Source organism: Caenibius sp. WL, assembly GCF_019803445.1.
Classification (GTDB): domain Bacteria; phylum Pseudomonadota; class Alphaproteobacteria; order Sphingomonadales; family Sphingomonadaceae; genus Caenibius.
In genome coordinates this window covers 719,541-740,862 of record NZ_CP081844.1, presented here as the reverse complement: position 1 = coordinate 740,862, position 21,322 = coordinate 719,541, and the positions used below count along the sequence as shown (strand labels likewise).

23 protein-coding genes and 1 riboswitch are annotated in these 21,322 nt (G+C 65.8%); of the genes, 9 read left to right on the top strand and 14 right to left on the bottom strand.

Annotation, left to right across the window (positions count from 1 at the left end):
* Positions 1 to 27: 27 nt before the first annotated feature.
* The 3 genes from K5X80_RS03635 to gmk are packed head-to-tail and all read left to right on the top strand — an operon-like array spanning position 28 to position 1,682.
* Positions 28 to 528, top strand: coding sequence for an SspB family protein (locus tag K5X80_RS03635; RefSeq protein ID WP_222559495.1), 501 nt, complete (start codon positions 28 to 30; stop codon positions 526 to 528).
* Between the two features lie 54 nt (positions 529 to 582).
* Entirely contained in the window at positions 583 to 999 is a 417-nt protein-coding gene (locus tag K5X80_RS03630; protein WP_222559494.1) for a hypothetical protein, read from the top strand.
* 47 nt (positions 1,000 to 1,046) lie between these two features.
* Complete coding sequence (gmk, locus tag K5X80_RS03625) at positions 1,047 to 1,682, top strand: guanylate kinase (RefSeq protein WP_222559493.1); 636 nt, start codon at positions 1,047 to 1,049, stop codon at positions 1,680 to 1,682.
* A gap of 8 nt (positions 1,683 to 1,690) precedes the next feature.
* On the opposite strand, the gene K5X80_RS03620 is transcribed toward gmk, so the two are convergent.
* On the bottom strand, positions 1,691 to 3,838 hold the full coding sequence (locus K5X80_RS03620; RefSeq protein ID WP_261390683.1) for a S8 family peptidase: 2,148 nt from the start codon (positions 3,836 to 3,838) through the stop codon (positions 1,691 to 1,693).
* A 433-nt stretch (positions 3,839 to 4,271) separates the two neighbouring features.
* Here K5X80_RS03620 and dapD point away from each other — a divergent pair, with 433 nt between their 5' ends.
* The 3 genes from dapD (at position 4,272) to K5X80_RS03605 (ending at position 5,815) form a co-directional block, all read left to right on the top strand.
* Complete coding sequence (gene dapD / locus K5X80_RS03615) at positions 4,272 to 5,111, top strand: 2,3,4,5-tetrahydropyridine-2,6-dicarboxylate N-succinyltransferase (protein ID WP_222559491.1); 840 nt, start codon at positions 4,272 to 4,274, stop codon at positions 5,109 to 5,111.
* Between the two features lie 91 nt (positions 5,112 to 5,202).
* Entirely contained in the window at positions 5,203 to 5,358 is a 156-nt protein-coding gene (locus tag K5X80_RS03610; protein WP_222559490.1) for a hypothetical protein, read from the top strand.
* 4 nt (positions 5,359 to 5,362) lie between these two features.
* Complete coding sequence (locus tag K5X80_RS03605; protein WP_222559489.1) at positions 5,363 to 5,815, top strand: DUF1810 domain-containing protein; 453 nt, start codon at positions 5,363 to 5,365, stop codon at positions 5,813 to 5,815.
* Here the strand turns inward: K5X80_RS03605 and K5X80_RS03600 are convergent.
* The 5 genes from K5X80_RS03600 to K5X80_RS03580 all read right to left on the bottom strand — a co-directional run bounded on the left by K5X80_RS03600 (position 5,812) and on the right by K5X80_RS03580 (position 10,116).
* Complete coding sequence (locus K5X80_RS03600; RefSeq protein WP_222559488.1) at positions 5,812 to 7,086, bottom strand: dipeptidase; 1,275 nt, start codon at positions 7,084 to 7,086, stop codon at positions 5,812 to 5,814. The genes K5X80_RS03605 and K5X80_RS03600 overlap by 4 nt on opposite strands.
* Positions 7,087 to 7,180: 94 nt before the next feature.
* A complete protein-coding gene (locus K5X80_RS03595; protein WP_222559487.1) occupies positions 7,181 to 7,729 on the bottom strand; it encodes a YbhB/YbcL family Raf kinase inhibitor-like protein in 549 nt (182 codons plus the stop codon).
* A 115-nt stretch (positions 7,730 to 7,844) separates the two neighbouring features.
* The gene (gene aqpZ, locus K5X80_RS03590; RefSeq protein WP_222559486.1) at positions 7,845 to 8,543 is read right to left on the bottom strand and encodes an aquaporin Z; all 699 of its coding nucleotides are present in this window, start codon (positions 8,541 to 8,543) and stop codon (positions 7,845 to 7,847) included.
* A gap of 190 nt (positions 8,544 to 8,733) precedes the next feature.
* Entirely contained in the window at positions 8,734 to 9,549 is an 816-nt protein-coding gene (locus K5X80_RS03585) for a DODA-type extradiol aromatic ring-opening family dioxygenase (protein WP_261390619.1), read from the bottom strand.
* A gap of 66 nt (positions 9,550 to 9,615) precedes the next feature.
* Positions 9,616 to 10,116, bottom strand: coding sequence for a COG3650 family protein (locus K5X80_RS03580; RefSeq protein WP_222559485.1), 501 nt, complete (start codon positions 10,114 to 10,116; stop codon positions 9,616 to 9,618).
* 110 nt (positions 10,117 to 10,226) lie between these two features.
* Between K5X80_RS03580 and K5X80_RS03575 the strand changes: the two genes are divergently transcribed.
* Positions 10,227 to 10,676 (top strand): GFA family protein, encoded by a 450-nt coding sequence (locus tag K5X80_RS03575; protein WP_222559484.1) that lies wholly within the window; start codon positions 10,227 to 10,229, stop codon positions 10,674 to 10,676.
* Positions 10,677 to 10,760: 84 nt separating this feature from the next.
* Positions 10,761 to 11,069, top strand: coding sequence for an alkylphosphonate utilization protein (locus K5X80_RS03570; RefSeq protein ID WP_222559483.1), 309 nt, complete (start codon positions 10,761 to 10,763; stop codon positions 11,067 to 11,069).
* Positions 11,070 to 11,682: 613 nt separating this feature from the next.
* Here K5X80_RS03570 and K5X80_RS03565 read toward each other — a convergent pair.
* From K5X80_RS03565 to K5X80_RS03530, 8 genes are all read right to left on the bottom strand, one after another.
* Positions 11,683 to 12,285, bottom strand: coding sequence for a hypothetical protein (locus K5X80_RS03565; RefSeq protein WP_222559482.1), 603 nt, complete (start codon positions 12,283 to 12,285; stop codon positions 11,683 to 11,685).
* Positions 12,286 to 12,357: 72 nt separating this feature from the next.
* Positions 12,358 to 13,209: a hypothetical protein gene (locus K5X80_RS03560; protein WP_222559481.1), complete on the bottom strand. Its 852-nt coding sequence runs from the start codon at positions 13,207 to 13,209 to the stop codon at positions 12,358 to 12,360.
* Between the two features lie 169 nt (positions 13,210 to 13,378).
* Positions 13,379 to 14,113: a 2'-5' RNA ligase family protein gene (locus K5X80_RS03555; RefSeq protein WP_222559480.1), complete on the bottom strand. Its 735-nt coding sequence runs from the start codon at positions 14,111 to 14,113 to the stop codon at positions 13,379 to 13,381.
* 129 nt (positions 14,114 to 14,242) lie between these two features.
* Entirely contained in the window at positions 14,243 to 14,695 is a 453-nt protein-coding gene (locus tag K5X80_RS03550) for a glycine zipper 2TM domain-containing protein (protein ID WP_261390618.1), read from the bottom strand.
* A 141-nt stretch (positions 14,696 to 14,836) separates the two neighbouring features.
* The gene (locus K5X80_RS03545) at positions 14,837 to 15,256 is read right to left on the bottom strand and encodes a DUF1801 domain-containing protein (protein ID WP_283249218.1); all 420 of its coding nucleotides are present in this window, start codon (positions 15,254 to 15,256) and stop codon (positions 14,837 to 14,839) included.
* 76 nt (positions 15,257 to 15,332) lie between these two features.
* Entirely contained in the window at positions 15,333 to 15,749 is a 417-nt protein-coding gene (locus K5X80_RS03540; RefSeq protein WP_222559477.1) for a nuclear transport factor 2 family protein, read from the bottom strand.
* Positions 15,750 to 16,217: 468 nt separating this feature from the next.
* Complete coding sequence (gene thiC, locus K5X80_RS03535) at positions 16,218 to 18,074, bottom strand: phosphomethylpyrimidine synthase ThiC (RefSeq protein WP_222559476.1); 1,857 nt, start codon at positions 18,072 to 18,074, stop codon at positions 16,218 to 16,220.
* Positions 18,075 to 18,109: 35 nt separating this feature from the next.
* Positions 18,110 to 18,217, bottom strand: a riboswitch (TPP riboswitch).
* Positions 18,218 to 18,262: 45 nt separating this feature from the next.
* The gene (locus K5X80_RS03530; RefSeq protein WP_261390617.1) at positions 18,263 to 19,090 is read right to left on the bottom strand and encodes a glycosyltransferase family 25 protein; all 828 of its coding nucleotides are present in this window, start codon (positions 19,088 to 19,090) and stop codon (positions 18,263 to 18,265) included.
* A 124-nt stretch (positions 19,091 to 19,214) separates the two neighbouring features.
* On the opposite strand from K5X80_RS03530, the gene K5X80_RS03525 reads away from it, so the two are divergent.
* Positions 19,215 to 21,299 carry a S9 family peptidase gene (locus tag K5X80_RS03525; RefSeq protein ID WP_222559474.1) on the top strand — a complete coding sequence of 695 codons (2,085 nt, stop codon included), beginning with the start codon at positions 19,215 to 19,217 and terminating at the stop codon, positions 21,297 to 21,299.
* The last annotated feature ends 23 nt before the right edge of the window (positions 21,300 to 21,322 follow it).

The window sequence follows — 21,322 nt, the reverse complement described above, 5'->3', positions numbered from 1 at the left end:
CTTCGCCACAAGGCCAATTTCGCCAGTATGAGTGACGAAACACCCGATAGCCTTATTCCCTATGATGAAATCGTTCAGGAAGCCCTGCGCGCCGTGGTCGGCCGCGTGCTGGGCCAGATAGTAGGCACGGGGGGCCACCTGCCCGGCAGTCACCACTTCTACATCACGTTCAAGACCGGCGCGCCCGGAGTTTCGATCCCGGCGCACCTGCGCGAACGGTTTCCTGACGAGATGACTATCGTCCTTCAGAACAAGTTCTGGGATCTCACGGTGGGCGATGCCTTCTTCTCCGTCGGCCTCAGCTTCAACCAGATTCCGGCCAAGCTGGTGATTCCCTTCTCGGCAATCACCGCCTTCGTCGATCCGGCGGTGGATTTCGGCCTGCAATTCCAGGCTTCGGTGCCCGACATGGCCCCCGAACCGCATGACGATGCCGAGAACGATTCGCCCGAGGCGGATGGCAAGCCCGCCCCCGGCAGCGAAGATGGCTCCAATGTCGTGACAATCGATTTCGGCCGCAAGAAATAGCCTGCCCCCCCCCCCGCGCGGGCGGCCATGGGGGGCGCAACAGGGGATAGAGCGATGGCGAGCGACGCATCCGGGCGTCCCCGCAAGAAGCGGCGGCAACCCGCACCCACCGCCAAGCAGGCGGCGCGCAAGGGCCTGGCCGGGCCAAGCACCGACCCTGCCACCAATCTGCTGCTGACCGATATCGCCCTGCGCGGGGCCAACGTCTTTGCCCGTCTGGCGATCGAACACGCGCTGCTGCGCAACCGCTACGATGCCACCACCGCCAAGGCGATCATCGCCAAGCGCGGGCTCGGAAAACGCATGCTGTCTCTGGGCATGAGCCGCATCGCCGCCCGATCGTTGCCCGGCGCGCTGCTGGTCGGCGGCGGCATGATGGGCAAGATCATGCTGGATCGTGCCCGCGCCAACCGGCAGGCCCGAATTGCCACCGCCCGCAATGGGAAGAAAGCAGACCCGGACAGCGAGTGAGCGCGATCCCTGCTTGATTCCCGCGCCGCCCCGCGCCAAGTGCGGGCATGGCCCATGCAGAACCCCTCAACCGCCGCGGATTGATGTTCGTTCTCTCCTCACCCTCAGGCGCCGGGAAGACGACGATTTCGCGCAAACTCCTCGCCGCAGAGGACAACCTGCACATGTCGGTTTCGGTCACCACCCGGCCGCAGCGCCCCGGCGAAATTGATGGCAAGGACTACATCTTCGCCCGCCGCCCCGAATTCGACCGCATGGTGGCCGGGGACGCGTTCCTTGAATATGCCGAGGTGTTCGGCAATTGCTACGGCACGCCCAAGGCGGAGATCGACGCCGGGCTGCGCAACGGCAAGGATTACCTGTTCGATATCGACTGGCAGGGCACCCAGCAACTCTATCAGCGCGCCGGGCCGGATGTGGTGCGCGTGTTCCTGCTCCCGCCCAGCATCGCCGAACTGGAACACCGCCTGTCATCGCGCGGCACCGACAGCGCCGAAGTGATCGCCGGGCGCATGGCCCGCGCCCAGTCGGAAATCAGCCACTGGGATGGTTATGACTACGTCGTGGTCAACGACGATATCGAAGCCTGCTTCGAAAAGGTTCGCACGATCCTCCACGCCGAACGCCTGCGCCGCACACGCCAGACCGGCCTGATCGCTTTCGTCCGCGAACTGACGCGCTAGCGCCCGCTTCAGAATCCGGTGGTCCAGCGCAGAGCCACGCCCTTGTCATCAGGCAACTGCGCATAGTGGCCGGGATCACGGCGATAGAACACGCTGGCGCTCGCCCGGCCGGCAAACAACCGCCCGCTCCATGCCAGTTCGCCCATGATTTCCCGCCCGTTGGGCGCGAGATTGAGCGCTCGCGTGCCGAAGCCCGCCGTTTGCGTGGCATAGTCGTAGCTGACCGGCATATCGAGGCGGAGCTGCCCCTTCTCCACCCGCATCGGCTGCGCGATCCGCAAGGCGATGCTGTCGGACTGGCCGAACACCCGATTCCGGCTGAGATCGATCGACCACGCCCGGCTGCGCAATTGCGAACCGTCGGCGATCAACCCGGCCGAACGCGCCATGGTCCAGCTTTCGCGCCATGCTCCGGCCAGCCGCCAAGACGGGGCGAACTGCCATCCCACGCGCCCGTCCAGCGTCACGCTGTCCGCCCCCTTGCCGCCGAAGGCCTCGCTGAAGCGTGCGCCAAGCACGGTGCGGTTCTCGTTCAGCCAGCTCGCGCCGAACGCCATGTCCACCGCGCCCCAGTGGCGATCTAAGACTACTCCGAACCGGCTCATCCCATCACGCGTACGACCGCCGCCACGCGTCTGGTCGAGAACCAATGGCGCACCCGAAACGATCCGCCCGCTCTCCGCCCCAACAGTCAGCCCCCACGGGCCAAGCTGGCGACGCAGGGCAAGCGAGACCCGATCATCGGCATGGAAACCTTCTTCCGTCGTGGCATCCTGCGCCACGAAGAAGGCTGGGCTCTGTGCACCGCGCATCTGCGCCGCCAGCCCATTTGCGCTGTCGGCAAAGCCGAACGCGACCTGCGTTCCGGGCGACAATCGCAAAGCCACACGCGCGGCCAGTACTTGCGCCTGCCTGGCATCGTCCTGGGACAAGCGCAAAGCTTCCGACCAGACCTGCACCCCGCCCGCGCCATTTGCCCTGACAGTAAAGGCCAAGCTCGCCTTTTCGCTCGCCCCCGCCATCATCCGCGTTTCTCCGGACAGCGCATTATGCAGCCGCGGCACCAGAGTGGCACTGCGCATGCCCCTCCCAATATCCATGCTGAACGCGCGCCGGTATTCGTCAAGTATGACGGTTTCGAGTGAAGCAGGGCCAGCCAGCGCATCACCCATCGCTTCCGAACCAACCCCGGACAGACTGTTGAGTGGCACGACATTGCCTGTTCCGGCAATGGTAGCGGTCCCCACCGGCGCCATCGCCCGCGCAATATCGAGAATGCCACGCCCATAGATCGCATCAGTGCCGGCCGCCCCCGCATCATGCGCGGTGCGCAGCAGGATATCGACCAGTTCTGCCCCCGTCATCGACGGGAACTCCTGCGCCAGCAAAGCAATCGCCCCACTGATCTGCGGCGCGGAAAAGCTTGTCCCGCTAATCTTCGCCCCCGAATTCAGTGGATCGACGAGCGCTTGACCCAACGCTGCAAGATAAATGTTCCTGGTCGTCCCGGCGCGCGTGCTGAAAGCGGATATATTGCCGTTCGCATCGACCGATCCGGCCACAATCACGTTCGCGCCACCGGCGCTCTGGATATCGGTCACAAAAGCGGACGGACTTTCCTGGCCATCATTGCCCGCCGCGATAACAACAACTGCACCCTTGCCGACCGCATAGGCAACCGCAGCGTTCATACCTGACATTGCCGATCCGTAAGTCATCGAGATATTGATAACTTTCGCACCATTATCGGCAGCAAAACGTACAGCCTCGGCAACCGGACCCGGGGCGAACTCACATGTCCCTCCGCAAGAGCCCTTACTATCAACCCTGAGCCCGAGGATATTCGCATCATAGGCAATCCCTAGCGTTCCAGTGCCGTTGCGCGCACCCGCTGCTATCATGGCCACCTGCGTACCATGTGTTCCTCCGACGAGATCACCAGGTGCCCGGGATGCGCCCTCAGACAACGCAAAATCGCGCGAAGCGGTAATACGGCCCGCCAATTCAGGGGTGGCGGTATCGATCCCGCTATCGACGATAGCAATGGTTTGCCCGGCGCCGGTCTTGCCGTCTTTCCAGGCTGCAGCGGCATTGTGGAACACCGCCCCATTGCTGGAGCGGAATTCGGTTGTGTCGAATGCCCCGGGCACCGTCATTGGCGGGGGAGGAGAACCTGTCGGTGTGGGTGTGGGTGTCGGAGTAGGCGTCGGGCTGGGCGTCGGCGAAGGCGTTGGTGTCGGTTCAGGAGTCGGCGTGGGCGCCGGAGTGGGCGCGGGCGTCGGCGTGCTTTTCACGCCATCGCCGCCGCCACCGCCGCAGGCAGCCAGAAGAACGAACGCCGACAGGGCAGCGCCGTGCAAGATACGCATCCGAAACCGTGTGGTGCCCGCCATAGTTTTACCCCCTCATTACTTATGCGAGATACACATACTGGCTCCGCCGTAAAGGAACTTTGATAGTTCAGGCGGCGCGAACAGTCATTTCGCCGCCACCCGGCCCAATACGCACCGCGTCTTCCGAAGCTTGCCCCGCCCGCCCCAACGCGTTAGGCGCGAGCGCAAATTTCATCCCCGTGGAGGACCATCACGCATGTCTGCCGAACTCGCCGCCGCCATCGAAGCCGCCTGGGAGGCGCGCGATACCGTCACCCCCGCCAGCGCCGACGTGCGCCAGCATGTGGAAGCCGCGCTGGCCCTGCTCGAAAGCGGTCAGGCCCGCGTGGCCGAACCGGACGGCCAGGGTGGCTGGAAAGTCAACCAGTGGCTGAAGAAGGCCGTGCTGCTGTCGTTCCGCCTCAACGACAATGCGGTGATCGCCAACGGTTCGGGCGGCGCGCCCGCGTTCGACAAGGTGCCGAGCAAGTTCGATGGCTGGGATGACGCGCAGTTCCGCGGCGCCGGTTTCCGCGTCGTGCCGGGCGCGGTGGCCCGTCAGGGCAGCCATATCGCCAAGGGCGTGGTGCTGATGCCGAGCTTCGTCAACATCGGCGCCTATGTCGGCGAAGGGACGATGGTCGACACCTGGGCGACGGTAGGCAGCTGCGCGCAGATCGGCAAGAACGTGCACATTTCAGGCGGCGCCGGGATCGGCGGTGTGCTGGAACCGCTGCAGGCCGGGCCGGTGATCATCGAAGACAACTGCTTCATCGGCGCCCGTTCGGAAGTGGCCGAAGGCGTGGTCGTGGGTGAAGGCGCGGTGCTGGCCATGGGCGTGTTCCTCGGCGCATCGACCAAGATCATCGACCGGGCAACCGGCGAAGTCCACATCGGCAAAGTGCCGCCCTATGCGGTGGTCGTGCCCGGCTCGCTCCCCGGCAAGCCGCTGCCCGACGGCACCCCCGGCCCGTCGCTCTATTGCGCGGTGATCGTCAAGACTGTTGACGCGCAGACCCGTTCCAAGACCGGCATCAACGAATTGCTGCGCGACTGAGGCCATATTCGCCCCGCCGGAACATCCGGCGGGGCCAGCCGTTGTTGTGGCGAGGGCGGATGGTCGCCCTTCGCAACGATGGAGAATGGCCATGGAACGCCATGGCGATGAAGTTCACGTGGAGACCGACGAGGCACGCGGCGGGGCCACCCCGCATATCGTGCGCTGGGTGCTGGGCATCAGCCTGATCCTGGCCATCGTGCTGCTGTCGATGACGTGGATTACCGGAGCGTTGAGCTTCGGCTGACCGTATGCGGGGCGATAGTCCGGACAAGACCGGCCTCGCCCGCTTTCACGCCGCACAGGATCGCGGCGACATCTGGCGCATTGCGCTGGAAGAGTTGCGTTCGGGCCAGAAACAGAGCCACTGGATGTGGTTCGTCTTCCCACAGATTGCAGGGCTCGGGCTGAGCCCAACCGCCCGGTTCTACGCTATACGGGACGCGGCGGAAGCACGTGCCTATCTAGCCGATCCGCTGCTCGGGCCGCGTCTTGCCGCCTGCACCGAAGCGGTTCTCGCATGGGCGGGACGGTGCGATCTCGATGCTCTTTTCGGCCCTGTCGATGCGCTCAAGTTCCGCAGTTCGATGACATTGTTCGAAGCGGCGGGCGGCCAAGCCTGCTTCACCCGCGCGCTCGACCTGTTCGCCGGCGGCGAGCGGGACTGGCGCACGCTGGCCCTGCTGGCCGAAGGATCGCCCTAGTCCGGCACCAGGGTTTCGTACGGCGGATCGCCGCGATGGGCGGCGGCATAGCGTTCCGCCGCGCGCATGACGCGCAGGATATTGCCGCTGGCGATCTTTTCCAGATCGGCCCGGGCATAGCCACGCCGGGCCAGTTCGGTGAACAGCGCGGGATAGCCTGCCACATCCTCCATCCCCGCCGGGCCACTCAGCATTCCGTCGTAATCGCCGCCGATCCCGATGTGATCGATGCCCGCGACCGTGCAGATATGATCGATATGATCGGCCATGTCCGAAATCGTGGTTGCCGGCTGCGGATGGGCCTGGTCCCATGCGACCAACCCGGCCGCCACCGCATCGGGCTGCCCCTGCCACAGCGATTTCAGCCGCGCTTCCTCCCCCGCGCGCGCCGCCTGCCATTGCCGCGCCGCTTCGCTGACATAGGCGGGCAGCGCCACCACCATCACGATGCCGCCGTTGGCGCGCAGCTTTTCCAGCACACCGTCAGGCACGTTGCGGGCATGGCCGTTCACCGCCCGCGCGCCCGAATGGCTGAAAATCACCGGTGCCCGCGCCACCTCCAGCGTATCGAGCATCGTCTGTTCGCTGACATGGGCGAGATCGACCAGCATTCCCAGCCGGTTCATTTCGCGGACCACCGTGCGGCCGAAATCGGTGAGCCCGCCATGTTGCGGCGCGTCGGTGGCGCTGTCCGCCCACGGCGTGTTTTTCGCATGAGTCAGCGTCATGTAGCGCACGCCCAGCGCATACATCTGCCGCAGGACACCGAGGCTGGAGCCGATCGAGTGCCCGCCTTCCATTCCCATGAGTGAAGCGATCCGGCCCTGCCGCATCGCCTGTTCGACGTCGCGCGCGCCGAGCGCCAGTTGCAGATCACGCGGATAGCGGGCGATCAGCCGTTTGGTCACGTCGATCTGTTCGAGCGTCGCCTGAACCGCCTGCGGTTCCGGCAGATCGGCGCTGACGAACACGGACCAGAACTGCGCCCCGACATGCCCCTGGCGCAGCCGGGCAAGATCGGTGTGCATCGCCCGGCCCTGCGGCGCGCCGGGATCGGCGGTGTCGCGCGTGTCGGTGAAATCGAACCCATCGATCACATTGCGATAGCGGGCGCGCAACTGGATCGGCGCATCGTTGTGCCCGTCGAAGACCGGGGCGGCCCTGAGCGCGCTTTGCGCCACCTGCTCCGGCGTTTTCGCGGCGAGCGGACTTGTGCCCAGCAGCAACGCGCCCGCCACGCCCATCAGCCCGAAAGCCGCCATCCGGCGCATGCGCTCCTCCCCCGTCATCCCATCGGGCGAAGCTAACCGGTGGGCGGCGATCCGGGCAAGCGCTTATCGCGGGCCGGACATGGAACAGCGCGGATCAATCCGCGTCTTCGTCGTCCCAGCTTTCGTCCTCGTCGGGGCGGGCGTAAGTCGCGGTCAGCATGGCCACACCTACCACATGCCCTTCGATCGCGGCGAAGAGTTCCTCCCGCGTGGCGCCAGGCATCAGCGTCAGCGGCAGATCGACCGCGAACAACTGGAAGACATAGGCATGGGGATCGTCTTCATGCGGCGGTTCGGGCAGCAGCCATTCGCTGTTGCGATGCGCGTTCTTGCCCACACGCGGCGGCGCTTCGCCTTCGAGCAATTGCCCCTTCTGCGGGGCAAGACCCCAGACGAGCCAGTGGCAGGCCGGTTCCGCCCCGGCATCGGGATCTTCCACCACCAGCACCAGTTCGGCCGTGCCGGGGGGCGGCGCAGTCCATTCCAGCGGCGGGGCAACCGCGTCTTCTTCATCCGCGGTGAAGCTGGGGTCCAGTTCCTCCCCATCCTCGAACGCGGCGGAGCGGAGCGCGAAGCCCGCTTTGCCCAGCAATTCGGGGCGGCCGAGCCGGGCCACCGCCAGCTTTGCATGTCCTGCGCTCATCATCGATCCTTTCCGGGTGGGTCTGGGTCGGCCTCCTTAGGCGTGGGCCCACCGGAACGACAAGGGGGCACGGCCGGATTTGGCCACGCCCCCCTGCGAGAACTGGTGATAAGCGTCAGCCTTCGCTGTCGGGCGCGGCCAGCAGCAACCGCCAGATCACGCCGCCCAGCGCGGCCCCGATCAGCGGAGCGACCCAGAACAGCCAGAGCTGGCTCACCGCCGCCGTATCGGCGAACAGCGCCACCCCGGTGGAGCGCGCGGGGTTGACCGACGTGTTGGTGACCGGAATGGAAATCAGGTGGATCAGCGTCAGCGCGAAACCGATGGCAATCGGCGCGAACCCGGCCGGAACCAGCCGCGAGGTCGATCCGATGATGACCAGCAGGAAGCCCGCCGTCAGCACGATTTCGATCAACAGCGCGGACTGCATGGAATAGCCGCCGGGCGACAGTTCGCCAAAGCCGTTGGAGGCGAAGCCGCCTGCCTCGAACCCGGCCTTGCCCGATGCGATGGCAAGCAGGACAGCGCCCGCCGCAATCGCTCCGATGACCTGCGCCGCCCAGTAGGGCACCAGATCCTTCCACCCGAACCGCCCCGCCACGGCCAGCCCGAGCGACACCGCCGGGTTGAAATGCCCGCCGGAAATGCCCCCGACGGCATAGGCCATGGTCAGGACCGTAAGGCCGAAAGCCAGCGCCACCCCGGCGAAGCCGATGCCAAGTTCTGGAAAGGCCGCGGCCAATACCGCCGAACCGCAACCGCCAAACACGAGCCAGAAAGTGCCGAAAAATTCCGCTGCAAGTTTGCGAACCATCTTCCCCTCTCCCCAATGTGAGGTGGGAAAGTTAATTCATTTTTACGAATTCACAAAGTCATGATTTAAATATGGTGCCGAACAGACTCTTTATTGCCCGCTTTTAGTATCTGTCCCGGCCGAACAACCCTGCGGATAGACGGAATGCCGGTCCAGACCGTTGCCGATCATGGCGGCGGGCCCGGCCCCGTCAGGCGAAGCGATAGGCGGAAATCGCGCTGCCCATCATGGATTCGCTGTAATCCAGCGTGCCCGCCGCGCCGGAAGCGCCCGCCGCCACCATCAGCGGCAGCAGATGTTCCTCGCGCGGGTGGCTATGGCGCGCGTTGGGCGCTTGCAGCCACTGCGCCAGCAGCGCCGCCCGCTCCCCGGCGGGCGCGGCAACGGCGGTGCCCAGCCAGCGGTCGAAATCGGTCGAATAGGCGGCCAGCGCGGGATTGCGCATCACGGCCATGTTGTGGAAGCTCATGCCCGATCCGATCACCAGCACGCCTTCCTCGCGCAAGGTGGCCAGCGCCCGCCCGGCGGCGAGATGCAGCGCCGGATCGAGACTGGCGTCGAGCGACATTTCCACCACCGGAACATCGGCATCGGGAAACGCCACTTTCAGCGGAATGAACATCCCGTGATCGAACCCGTGATCGGGATCGACCGTGGCGGGAAGCCCCGCCCCGCGCAGCAGCCCGGCGGCCCGTTCCGCCAGCGCGGGCGCGCCCGGCGCCGGATAGGTCAGTTCGTATGTGTGCGGCGGAAAGCCGTAATAATCGTAAATCAGCCCCGGCCGTTCCCCGCCGGTGAAGGCAAAGCCGCGCGTTTCCCAATGGGCGGAAACCAGCAGGATCGCACGCGGCGTTTCCGGCAGACTGGCGGGAAGCGACCGGAGATAGGTTTCCATCTTGCGCCACATGCCTGTGGGATCGGGCATGAAGAAGCAGGGGCCACCGCCATGCGGGATATAGAGGCTGGGCTGGGTTGCGGGTGCGGCGGTTTCAGTCATGCCCGCCATATGGGGATGGCCACGCGGGCCGAACAGGGGCGATATCCTTTTTCCCTTCTCCTATGGCCGCGCCGGTCAGGGATTTTCCGGCCCGGTGAAGCGGTGCTTGTCCGTCCAGGCGCATCCGCTGCGCAATTCGCCTTCGCCCTGCGGCCCGATCCGCAGCGTGACCGTGAAAGGATAGGTCCGGTCCGACATGCCATCGCTGCATTCGCCCGGCGTCACCGCCATGCCAAAAGCCTGCCCGTCGAGCTTGCCGGTCAGCGAAATGCCGTTGCGCCCGGCGAACCGGGCGACGGTGATCGTTTCCCCATCGGGGTTTTCCGGGGTGGTGTAAATCAGCACCGATCCCTTGGCCTGCCCGCCCCAGAACGGTTCGGTGCCGGTGAAATGCAGCACTTCGCCATCGCCAATCCCGTCATAAGGGTGGTTGTCCTGCGCGTTGCCCGGCACATTGGCCGGGCCCGAACCCTGCTGGCAGGCGGCAAGCGCGGCCGCGGCGGCAAGCGCAAGAGCGAGCCCGGCAGCGCGGCGGGCGGGCAGGGATGCGGCGCGGAGTGCAAGAATATCGATCATGGCCGCAATGATGCCGCCGCGCCGCCTGCGGCGCAAGCCCGCGCCTGCCCCCACTTGCCATCATCCCGCACCGGCGCAATAGTGCGGCGTCCCCGCCGCACGAGGCCTGCATGACCAGCCATTCCATCATTCCCCCGATCGAAGGCCGCTGCCTGTGCGGCGCCGTCCATATGCGCGCCACCCCCACCGCCCGCCATCTCGACGCGTGCCATTGCGTGATGTGCCGCCAGTGGGGCGGTGGGCCGTTCCTGTCGTTTCCGGCGGGCACGGCACTGGATATCGACGGGGCGGAGCACGTGGTGCGCTATCCCTCCTCCGCCTGGGCGGAGCGTGGCTTTTGCGGGCGATGCGGCACGCACCTGTTCTATTACTACAAGCCGGAAGGGACCTATGCCTGCCCGGTGGGCTTCTTTGCCGATCCCGGCGACATGGCGCTGACCAGCGAGATTTTCGTCGACGAACAGCCTGCCTACTACAGCTTCGCCGAATCCACCGTGCGCAAGACAGCCGCGCAAGTGATGGCCCAGATCGCGGAGGACAAGGGCGGACCGGCCCCCTGATAACCGCCGTCGCCCTTGCGGCATGGGGCCGCGCCTGACATAGCGCCCGGACGGCCCGCCCCCGGGCGAACGAGGAGATTTCCGATGTCCGGCAGCGACGAAGACTACGTATTCGACGAAGAAAGCGGCGAATGGATGCCCGCATCCGAACTCGCGGCGAAGCAGGCCGCGGCGCAGACCGTGGAAGTGCGCGACGCGGTGGGCAATCTGCTGCAGGACGGCGATCAGGTGACGCTGATCAAGGATCTCGACGTCAAGGGCGCGGGGCAGACGCTGAAGCAGGGCACGCTGATCAAGTCGATCCGGCTGACCGGCGATCCGCAGGAAATTGACTGCAAGTATCCGGGCATCAAGGGCCTCGTCCTGCGCGCGGAATTCGTGAAGAAACGCTGAGGACCGCGCCTGCCCGTCATCGCGGCAGGCTACACGTCGCAGAGGTCCGCGCAAGGCGCGGAAGGGCCGGGCAGGTTGACGCAGAACGGCCCGAAAGTGCGCGCGCCGCACCCGCCTTATCCCCGCAAAAGCAGGGGTGAGCAGATTATCGGGTGTGACTTTTCGAGCCGGTATCATATTGCCGCTTTGCATCGGCGAGAGCGGCCCGGATTCCCGGGCGCGGGCAGAGGGTTTTCCATGCTGCGTCATCCGGCAGGTTAGGGCAGATTTCGCAGGTGTAGGAAAGGGGTTTGCGGAAGGCCGCCAGCTCACTCCATATTCGACCGCACAGGGTGGAAGGCGGGCATAAGTCACTACCCCCCCGTTCGGCCTGAGCCTGTCGAAGGCCGCGCGCCACCTTGGCCGCACACAATAGCCTTCCAGACTTAACCTTCTGAACGATGCGACTATACCGCCATTGCATCAGCGCATGGCGCGATATCAAATTGGCGAAGTTGATCGGGCAAATGTCAGCGCGCGGCCTTCGACAGGCTCAGGCCGAACGGGCGTGGGCAATGGCGCTGCTGGGCCACTCCAGCCGCTCACCCCCTCGCCATGCCAGCCAGCCCCGCCCTCACAGCATCCGCAGGGAATCCAGCAGCGCTTCCAGATGATCGCGGCCGAGTTTGCTCCATACGTTGTAGAGGCATTTCTGCCCCCCGACGCGGACGTAGGCGAGCGAATCCAGCCCGGTTCCTTCGGGATTGTCGGTCGGATAGGGCTTGGCCCCCTGAAGGCCGTACCCGGCGTAGGACGCTTGCGGCAGGCCCGGAAGTTCGCGGAAATAGGGCCATTGCGCTCTGAGCTTGCGCTCCTTCTCCTGCGCGCTGTCCAAGTCGTCGTCCCGCAAGAGGCCGGTGCCCGCCACGCCATAGGCGCTGCGCAGGCCGGGCAGGTCGAACGCGATCGCCCAACCGCCGGAAAATTCCGCCGGGCGCGCGTTGATCGTGGCCCCCGCGCTGTCGGTGAAGACGAGCGGCGCGCACGCCTTGCGGTTTTCCGCCTTGCCCCATTCCAGCCTGGTCAGTTCGGGCGCGATGGCCCATCCGCCCGGCTTGTAGGCTTCCTTGGGCGCGGAATGGACGCGCCCCTCGTTCTGGCATGCGGCCAGTGCCAGCGGGGCCAGCGCCGCCAGCGCCCAACGCGCAGGGGCAGAACGATCGGCAGAAAACGGCATCGGAACTCTCCCTATTCGAAAAGGCGGAAAGGCGCAGGGCAGGCCGGCGCCCCCGGATACTCTGGCGCGAACCTAGCCCGTCTTGGCGTTACGGCAATCTTCCAGCCAGATGACATGGCGGTGCTGGTTGAAATCGACCACCGTGCCGGTCAGCCAGATGCCTTTGCCCGGCTTGAGCTGAAGCGAGAACCCGGCTTGTCCCGGCGCCATGTAGCACACCACATCCGTCTTGAACGGAGCGGCGTTAGGCAGGCGGATCGCTTCTTCCCACGGCGCCAGCACTTTGAAATCCACGCGGAAGCGTTCGCCATCCTTGACCACCTGATCGACCGAACCGGTGATGGTGAATTGCTTGCCCTTGTAACGGGTAAGCACGGCCGCGGGATTGCGTTCGGTATCCTTGGAAACCTGCTGCGAAAAGCTCTGCGCGTCCATCTTGACCGGGGCGGCGGCGACCGTGGTGGCCGTGGCCCCCGCCCTGGCTGCGGCCACGCCCGCCTTGCCGCCCTTCACCTGGTTGAGCATGGCGCACATTTCCGCCATCGCCAGATCGGCCTTGGTGGTTTGCCCCGCGCGCAGCTTGGCTTCCATCACCACCGTGCCGATGCCGCTGGTCTGCGTGGCGTTGATCGTGATCGGGAACGCGCGGGCTTTGCCCGTCATCGGCTGTTCGATCAGCATCGTGCCGTAATCGGCCTCGTCGGCCATGATGTCGTAGCCCTTGGCGGCCACGATCCCGCGCATCTGGCGAATCGCCACCGGCGGCGGCAGATCGGCCACGGTGACGACGGCGGTGAATGTCATGCCCGAAAGGATATTGCCTTTTTTGGTGAAGGAATCCTCGCACGTCCCGGCATGCGCCGTTCCGGCGGCAAGCAGCATCGCGGCGGGCAGGAGCCCCAGTGAAAGACGGAAAAGACGCACGTGGAAACTCCCCAAAAGTCTGGCCGCCAAAGTCCGGCCGGTGGCGCCGATGTGCCCCAGCACGCGGGGCCGGACAATGGGAAAATTCTGTAATTCTGCGTGATAAGGCCGGACAAATCCGCACCGGCCCGCGCGCGCCTGTTCGATGGCGCAATTGCCAGGGCGGGCGTCATGCGGCCCGCTCCGCCGGGATATCCCATGCCAGCCCCGTCTGTACCGTTGGTGCCGCACGGGACATCGCCCGCTCTGCCGCGCGCACCGTCCCCGCGCCCTCGGGCCCGGGGCAATGCGGGCGGAACAGCGGATCGCCCAGCGGCAGCCATTCCTGCTGCGCGATCAGCGGCCAGCGGCCCAGCACTTCATGCTGGCTGCTGCCGTGAATACTGCAGACGAGCTGGAATTCGTCCACCCACCAGCCGATGGGATCGATCGCCACCGTGCCCGTGCCGCCGCCCGGATGCGGCCCTCGATAGGCGAGAGTCAGATGCATCTGAAAATGCGCCTTCTTCCCCGCATCCGCCTTCTCTGTCGCGGCGGGGGCGATACCCACCGCCGCCAGATGATCGCGCAGCGCCGCGTGAAACCGTGCCGGTGCGCGCAGCCCCCGGCGCGGCCTGAGCGTCGCATGCTTTTTCGCGCCATAGGCCACCCGGTCGAACACCGCGAAAAACGGATCGAACGCGAACCCGCTCAGCGCGGCGATCAGCGTGGCCAGCCGCGCATCCGGCCACGCGTCCCACCGCCCGAGCGGGAGCATGGTGCAATGGAAGCGGTTGGCCGCGTAATGCGGATTGATGCCCAGCGCCTTGCGGCAGGCAACGCAGGCATCGCGCGGCGCGAGCGGCGGCTTGATCATCACATAGAGCAAGGCATGCGGTGGCAAGGCAAGGAGCGGCGGACGCACGAGGGCTCTCCGAATCGAAATATGTTCACTTTATGTTCTTATTTCGAGCATCGTTTGTCAACGCCATGAGGGACACAGGCCCTACCGGCGTGAGCCGGCGGGCCTGTATCGACACGTTCGCTCTTTATTTTAGCGGCAGCGGAAATCGTCGCTCTTGCGGCCACGGTCGGCACTGTGGCCGAGGATCGCCCCACCCGCCGCGCCTAGCACGGTGCCGATGGTTTTGGAATCGCCCGGCGCGATGATATTGCCGAGCACGCCGCCTGCCACGCCGCCGATAATCAGCCCGGTGGTGCCATCCGACCGGCGGCAGTAATAGCGCCCATCGCGCCCACGATAGATCCGCTCGTCCCGCGACAGGCGGCGTTCACGATAGCGGCGGTCGCTGCGATAGTAGTTGTCGGCATAATAGCCGCCATAGCGGGGATCGGGCCGGTTCCAGTCGTAACTGCCGTGACGCCCGTAATAGTCGCGGTCGTAATAGCCCCAGCCGCCGCTATCACCGTAACCGTAGCCGTCAGTGGCACAGCCGCCGAGAACGAGAGTCGCGGCGGCAAGCGGGATCAAGGCAAACCTTTTCATCATTTTCGCTCCTTACGCCCGATCCGCGCCCCACGTGGGGCCGGATGATCGGCGGTGCGCCCGCCGCGAGCGAACGGTCATGAGAAAGCAACGGCCTGTGCGGCACTCCGTTCCCGTGACCCGCGCGTCCTGCCTGCGCCCTCACATTTTCTCGCCCGGCAGGCGGCTGGCCTGCTCCACCCAGGCGGTAAACTGCGCTTCGTCCAACGCCCCTTCGCGAATATCGTAGTAGCGCACTGCCGGGTGCTTCGATGCGCCCGGCGGCACGGGATCGAGCGCCGCACCCCGGAAGAAGGTGACTTTCACATAATGGGTGAAGCAATGATAGCTGAGGAACCACGTTCCCGGTGGCCCGTCCGGCGCGCCGTAGAGAGGCGAATTCCACTTCACCGCCTTGCGCACGCCGGGGACCTGTTGCGTCACGATCGCATCGATCCGGCGGCACACCGCCTGCTTCCACCCCGGCACCGCGGCGATATAGGCCTGCACCGACCCATCGCCTTCTCCCTTGGGGATTTGCGGATTGTCGCCCGAAAGCAGCCTGGGTCTGTCCTTCGCCATGCACACCTCCATCGACGATGCGGCGCGAAAGGCTAACCGCAGGGGCAGGCGGGCACAAGCATACGCCCATTCCCGGTCAGGGGAAGAAGGCCCCGCCGCATTCCCCGGTCATGAAGATTTCGGCTTCGATCACCCATGCGCCGCGCAGGCGGCGCCATTTGGCGGTGTAAGTTCCCGCCGCGAAATCGGCGGCATTGCCCCGCGCCACTCCGCGCCAGCGCCCATGCTCCATGGCCATCGGCCCGATGGGGGAAAGCGTGATCGTGTCGGGCAGGCGTTCATAGACCGCCCGCCCCGCGTCCGTGAAATCGCGCTTCCACACCATCAGTTGCGCCTTGCGCCCGGAAAGGATCGCACTGTCCGTGCCCGCAATCAGCACCGCCTTCTCCGCCAGTACCGCCGCAACTCCCGCCAGATCGCCCGCCGCCAAAGCGCGGTTGAATGCCGCGCGGGCGGCGCGAATGGCAAGTTCGTCGGTGGGGGATTGGGTCATGGGTTCTGGTTCATACACTGCCACTGTGGAGCCGCCCATACTGTTCGGCGATCTCGCGTTTCAACGCAAACCAACTGGAAGAGCAACGTCCCAAACGAAACGAGCGCCCAATTCGTGCCAGGAACCGCCATCGTCAATATTGGCGATTGTATCGTTTGCCAATGTGAATGGCCCCGGTACCGAAACCCGTTCGGCCTGAGCCTGTCGAAGGCTGCGCGCCAGACGTGTGGCGAGGCGCTTTCCAGAGCGGGAGGCTGCCGTTGCGCGCAGCCTTCGACAGGCTCAGGCTGAGCGGATGGAGTATTGGCAATGGAATATCGGCAAGCGATACAATCGCCTGCCATTTGCATTGCGCCCCAGCTTGCCATTCCAAGTGACACGAGCACGAAAAAGGGCGGATGGGGGTTTAACCCTCCATCCGCCCCATCGTACATCGGATAGATCTACACCCTACAGACGATGATGCCGTCAATCATGCTCCCGATCCCCGGCGCCCATATAGAGTTCGCGGCCGGTTTCTTCATAGACCTTGCTCATTTCCGCCATGCCCTTTTCGGCCTCCGCCGCGACGAAGGCATCGGAAGGCTGGTTCTGCAGGCGGGCGAATTCGCGCACTTCCTGCGTGATTTTCATGCTGCAGAACTTAGGCCCGCACATCGAGCAGAAGTGCGCCGATTTCGCGCCTTCCGCGGGGAGCGTCTGGTCGTGGTATTTTTCCGCCGTGTCCGGGTCCAGCGAGAGGTTGAACTGATCGCGCCAGCGGAATTCGAACCGAGCGCGGGAAAGCGCGTCGTCGCGGACTTTGGCCGCCGGATGCCCCTTGGCGAGGTCCGCCGCGTGGGCGGCGAGCTTGTAAGTGACGACGCCGACTTTCACATCGTCGCGGTCGGGCAGGCCCAGATGCTCCTTCGGCGTGACGTAGCAAAGCATCGCCGTGCCGTACCAGCCGATCTGCGCCGCGCCGATGCCGCTGGTGATATGGTCATACCCCGGCGCGATATCGGTGACGAGCGGCCCGAGCGTATAGAACGGCGCTTCGCCGCAGGCTTCGAGCTGCTTGTCCATATTCTCCTTGATCTTGTGCATCGGCACGTGGCCGGGGCCTTCGATCATCACCTGCACGTCCTGCGCCCAAGCGCGCTTGGTCAGTTCGCCCAGGGTATAAAGTTCGGCGAACTGCGCTTCGTCGTTGGCATCGGCGATGGAGCCGGGGCGCAGGCCATCGCCCAGCGAATAGGCGATGTCGTAGGCCTTCATGATCTCGGTGATTTCGTCGAAATGGTCGTAGAGGAACGATTCCCTGTGATGCGCCAAGCACCACTTGGCCATGATCGACCCGCCGCGCGAAACGATCCCGGTCACCCGCTTCGCCGTGAGCGGGATATAGGGCAGGCGCACGCCAGCGTGGATGGTGAAGTAGTCCACGCCCTGTTCGGCCTGTTCGATCAGCGTGTCGCGGAAGATTTCCCAGGTCAGTTCCTCGGCAATGCCGCCGACCTTTTCCAGCGCCTGATAGATCGGCACGGTGCCGATGGGCACGGGGCTGTTGCGCAGAATCCATTCGCGCGTGTCGTGGATGTTGCGGCCGGTGCTGAGGTCCATCACGGTATCCGCGCCCCAGCGGATCGACCACACCATCTTGTCCACTTCGCTGGCCACATCGCTGGCGACCGCGCTGTTCCCGATATTGGCGTTGATCTTGACCAGGAAATTGCGGCCGATCGCCATCGGCTCGCTTTCCGGGTGGTTGATGTTGCTGGGGATGATCGCCCGGCCACGCGCCACTTCGTCCCGCACGAATTCCGGGGTCACGTAATCGGGGATCGCCGCGCCCCAATCCTGCCCATCGCGCACATGGTCTTTAAGCATTTCGCGGCCAAGGTTTTCGCGCGCGGCGACATATTCCATTTCGGGGGTGATGATGCCGGCTTTCGCATAGTGCATCTGGCTGACGTTCATCCCCGGCTTCGCGCGCAGCGGGCGTTTCACCACGTTGGGGAAAGCGGGCACGCCGCCCGAACGGTCCGGGCCCAACTGGCCGTTGTCTTCCGGCTTCACATGGCGCGCGTCATAGGCTTCCACATCGCCCCGGCCCACGATCCAGTCGCGGCGCAGCGCGGGCAGGCCCGCGGCGATATCGATCCGCGCATCGGGATCGGTATAGGGGCCGGACGTGTCATAGACGCGCACCGGCGGTTCGCCGCTCGACGGTTCCAGCGTGATTTCGCGCATCGCGACGTTCAGCGGGCCCACGTGGATCTTGCGCGAACCGCGGATCGGCCCGGTGGTGACGCCGATTTCGAAACGGGAATTGATATCGGCCATATGGCGCTCCTCAGATGGACGGAGGACCGGGGAACGCCGATGCGGCAACCCTTCCCTCCGCCCGTGCTAACGGGTTCAGGTTCGACGGGTCGGGCCGCATGACCGGCCCCTCTCAGCCAGCACTGGCTCCCCGGGGATGGGATGACTCTACGCCAGCGCCCGCGCGCCGTCCAGTGCGGCCCTGCGGCTTATTCGAACAGCATGCGGCGGCCGGTGGGCATGGCCCGCCAGTCATGCCCGGGGGGCAGGGTGCCCTCGGCAACCATGGCATCGATCCGGCGCTGCTTCTTGCGCAGATCCCCGCGCAGCCAATCGACCACATCGTAGAACAACGCCCAGCGCCGCAGGGCACGGAGCGGAACGCGGCTTTCGGGCTCGGCCCGGTCGGTGATTGAGGAAACCAGACTGGTCGGCGCGACCCACGCCCCCTTGGGCGAGACCAGCGCGCGCATTCTCGGGCGATAGGGCAGGACATGGTAGATGTCCGCCGGCCCGCGCAGGGGCACCGCCTCGGCCAGTCGGCGCTGCGCCTCGGTGCGGGTAATGACATAGGCATGCGCCCCCTCGCCCCCATCCGACAGGGTATAGGCGCACAAGCCATGGCCGAGCGCCAGGGCGTCGGCACGGTCGTAGGCGACGAGGCCCAACTCGTTGTGGGCATCGACATCGAGGAACAGGTAATCGAACCGGTCGACCGGCAGCCCCTCGCGGAGGAGCGGGGCGAAGCGGGCGGCGATCAGGCCATCGTCCTCCAGCACCACGCCGCAAGGCGCGCCACTGGCGACGATCGCCTCCCATGCTCTGGCGTGAGAGAGGTGGCAGCCGATCTCGCTGGGCGAGAGCGAAACCCCGGGCGCAACCGCCGCCTGCCGCGCGGCTTCGTCAAGCCGCCGGCCATCGACCCCGTCAATGATAGTGCAGGCGATTCCCAACCGCGCGTGATGGCGCGCGCTCCGCGCTCGCCGCGCGGCGGCATCGGGTAGCGAAAGGATGAACACCGGGATCGCTTGGCTCATGGGCGCTGCCATAAACCAAGCGCCGGGGCCTGTCATCTCTCCCACCGCGAGGAAGCAAGGCCCGGCCGGGAGTGACAGGACCCGCTTGCGGCCCCGCGCCATCGCGGTATCAAGGGGTTAGAACATGGGGCCCGCGCACCGGGCCGGACAACAGGGAGATACCGTGCGCCCGTTTACCGTCTGTCTCACTCTGGCCGTGCTGGCCGCGCCCGCCATGCTCCATGCCCGGCCGATGACGCCGGAAGATGTCGCCCGGCTGGAACAGGTGGGCCAGATCGCGCTGTCGCCCGATGGCACGCGGATCGCCTACACCAGCCAGAGCCTGCCCGATGTGACGCGGGGTGAAAAGAACGGCGCGGCGCGCCAGCAGCTCCATCTCGCCTGGGGGCCGGATCAGCTTCGCGCGTTCCTGCCCGCCGATATGGACGTGTCGACAGTGCGCTTCAGCCCCGACGGGCGGACGATCAGCTTCATCTGGGCGGCGAAAGATGAGAAAGACGCCGTCTGGGGCATTCCGGTGGACGGCGGCGGCCATCGCAAGCTCGCCGCGATCGAGGATGGCGATATCCTTGCCTACGCCTGGGCGCCCGATGGGGCGACGCTCTACCTGCTTGCCAGCCCGGCGAAGGACGAACGGCGCGAGGCCGAAGCCAAGGCCGGGTTCACCGCCGAAATCTATGAGGAGGAATGGCGCACCAACCGCCTGTTCGCCGCCCGGATCACGGGCAGGGGCGGCAGCAAGGATCTGGACAAGCACCCCCGCGCGATCCCGCTGACAGGGCATGCCACCGCCATCCAGATCGCGGCGGACGGGCGCACGGCGATCCTGACCACCGCCCCCACGCCGAGCGTGGACGACAGCTACACCCGCCAGCGCGTGGCCGTGCTCGACCTTGCCAGCGGCCGCATCGGGCGGGTGATCGAAACCCCGGGCAAGATCGCCGATCCCGAACTGGCCCCAGATGGCCGGACATTGGCGCTGCTGGCGGCGGTCGATCAGCACGATCCCGCCCCGACCACGCTCCATCGCATCGATCTCGCCACCGGCGCGATGACTCCGCTCAACGCCGGGGCGGCCGAAGCGGCCATCGATTCCACCTGGCTGCCCGATGGCCGGCTGGCGGCGGTGATCCACAAGGGCGCGCGCAGCGTGCTGCGCATCTACGCCCCCGATGGCACGGCGCAGGAAATCGATCCGGGCGATCTGATTCTCAACCAGGTCAAAGCCATGGGCCAGACCATCGCCGTCAACGCCGACAGCCCGGCCCACCCCGGCGAACTGTTCGTGCTGACCGATGGCCGCTTCGCCCGCTGGACACGGCACAATCCGTGGCTGGCGCAGATCGATTTCGGCCGCCAGCGCACGCTGACCTATACCGCGCGCGACGGGCAGGCGATCGAAGGGGTACTGATCGAGCCGGTGGGCGGCGTGCCGCGCGGCGGCGCCCCGACGATTTTCGATGTCCACGGCGGACCCGAATCCCATGAATCGAACGGCTGGGTGACGAATTACGGCGGGCCCGGGCAAGTCGCGGCGGGCCGGGGCTATGCCGTGTTCCTGCCCAATTACCGGGGCTCCACCGCTTATGGCACTGCTTTTTCGAAGCAGCACCAGAACGATTACGCGGGCAAGGAATTCGACGATCTGGTCGATGGCAAGCGGGCGCTGGTGGCGCAAGGGGTGGCCGATCCGCGCCGGGTGGGCATGACTGGCGGCTCCTACGGCGGGTTCGCCACCGCCTGGGCCTCCACCGCGCAGAGCGAGGAATTCGCCGCCGGGGTGATGTTAGTGGGCATTTCCGATCTCATCAGCAAATTCGGCACCACCGACATCCCCACCGAAATGCGGCTGGTGCACGAACTGAAATATCCGTGGGAGGAATGGCAGCACCTGCTGGAACGCAGCCCGATCTACCACGTGGGCAAGGCGACCACGCCGCTGCTGATCCTGCATGGCGCGGCCGATCCGCGCGTCAACCCGGCGCAGAGCATGGAACTGTACCGCAATCTGAAAGTGCGCAAGCCGGAAACGCCGGTGCGGCTGGTGCTCTATCCCGGCGAAGGCCACGGCAACCGCCGGGCCGCCGCGCGGTATGATTTCAACCTGCGGATGATGGAATGGTTCGACACCTATCTGAAGACAGGCAATCGCACCGCGCCCGTTCCCGGCCCACGCCCGGCCCTGCCCCAGGAAGCGCTGGGGAAATAAGCCGATGCGCGGCGCGGGATGCG

Coding starts and splice junctions, on each gene's coding strand:
- K5X80_RS03605 (WP_222559489.1), top strand. CDS start 5,363: ATGCGGGGCGATAGTCCGGACAAGACCGGCCTCGCCCGCTTTCACGCC.
- aqpZ (WP_222559486.1), bottom strand. CDS start 8,543: ATGGTTCGCAAACTTGCAGCGGAATTTTTCGGCACTTTCTGGCTCGTG.
- K5X80_RS03550 (WP_261390618.1), bottom strand. CDS start 14,695: ATGAAAAGGTTTGCCTTGATCCCGCTTGCCGCCGCGACTCTCGTTCTC.
- K5X80_RS03610 (WP_222559490.1), top strand. CDS start 5,203: ATGGAACGCCATGGCGATGAAGTTCACGTGGAGACCGACGAGGCACGC.
- thiC (WP_222559476.1), bottom strand. CDS start 18,074: ATGGCCGATATCAATTCCCGTTTCGAAATCGGCGTCACCACCGGGCCG.
- K5X80_RS03620 (WP_261390683.1), bottom strand. CDS start 3,838: ATGACGGTGCCCGGGGCATTCGACACAACCGAATTCCGCTCCAGCAAT.
- K5X80_RS03530 (WP_261390617.1), bottom strand. CDS start 19,090: ATGAGCCAAGCGATCCCGGTGTTCATCCTTTCGCTACCCGATGCCGCC.
- dapD (WP_222559491.1), top strand. CDS start 4,272: ATGTCTGCCGAACTCGCCGCCGCCATCGAAGCCGCCTGGGAGGCGCGC.
- K5X80_RS03595 (WP_222559487.1), bottom strand. CDS start 7,729: ATGAGCGCAGGACATGCAAAGCTGGCGGTGGCCCGGCTCGGCCGCCCC.
- K5X80_RS03580 (WP_222559485.1), bottom strand. CDS start 10,116: ATGATCGATATTCTTGCACTCCGCGCCGCATCCCTGCCCGCCCGCCGC.
- K5X80_RS03575 (WP_222559484.1), top strand. CDS start 10,227: ATGACCAGCCATTCCATCATTCCCCCGATCGAAGGCCGCTGCCTGTGC.
- K5X80_RS03635 (WP_222559495.1), top strand. CDS start 28: ATGAGTGACGAAACACCCGATAGCCTTATTCCCTATGATGAAATCGTT.
- K5X80_RS03540 (WP_222559477.1), bottom strand. CDS start 15,749: ATGACCCAATCCCCCACCGACGAACTTGCCATTCGCGCCGCCCGCGCG.
- K5X80_RS03565 (WP_222559482.1), bottom strand. CDS start 12,285: ATGCCGTTTTCTGCCGATCGTTCTGCCCCTGCGCGTTGGGCGCTGGCG.
- K5X80_RS03585 (WP_261390619.1), bottom strand. CDS start 9,549: ATGGCGGGCATGACTGAAACCGCCGCACCCGCAACCCAGCCCAGCCTC.
- gmk (WP_222559493.1), top strand. CDS start 1,047: ATGGCCCATGCAGAACCCCTCAACCGCCGCGGATTGATGTTCGTTCTC.
- K5X80_RS03545 (WP_283249218.1), bottom strand. CDS start 15,256: ATGGCGAAGGACAGACCCAGGCTGCTTTCGGGCGACAATCCGCAAATC.
- K5X80_RS03630 (WP_222559494.1), top strand. CDS start 583: ATGGCGAGCGACGCATCCGGGCGTCCCCGCAAGAAGCGGCGGCAACCC.
- K5X80_RS03600 (WP_222559488.1), bottom strand. CDS start 7,086: ATGCGCCGGATGGCGGCTTTCGGGCTGATGGGCGTGGCGGGCGCGTTG.
- K5X80_RS03525 (WP_222559474.1), top strand. CDS start 19,215: ATGGGGCCCGCGCACCGGGCCGGACAACAGGGAGATACCGTGCGCCCG.
- K5X80_RS03570 (WP_222559483.1), top strand. CDS start 10,761: ATGTCCGGCAGCGACGAAGACTACGTATTCGACGAAGAAAGCGGCGAA.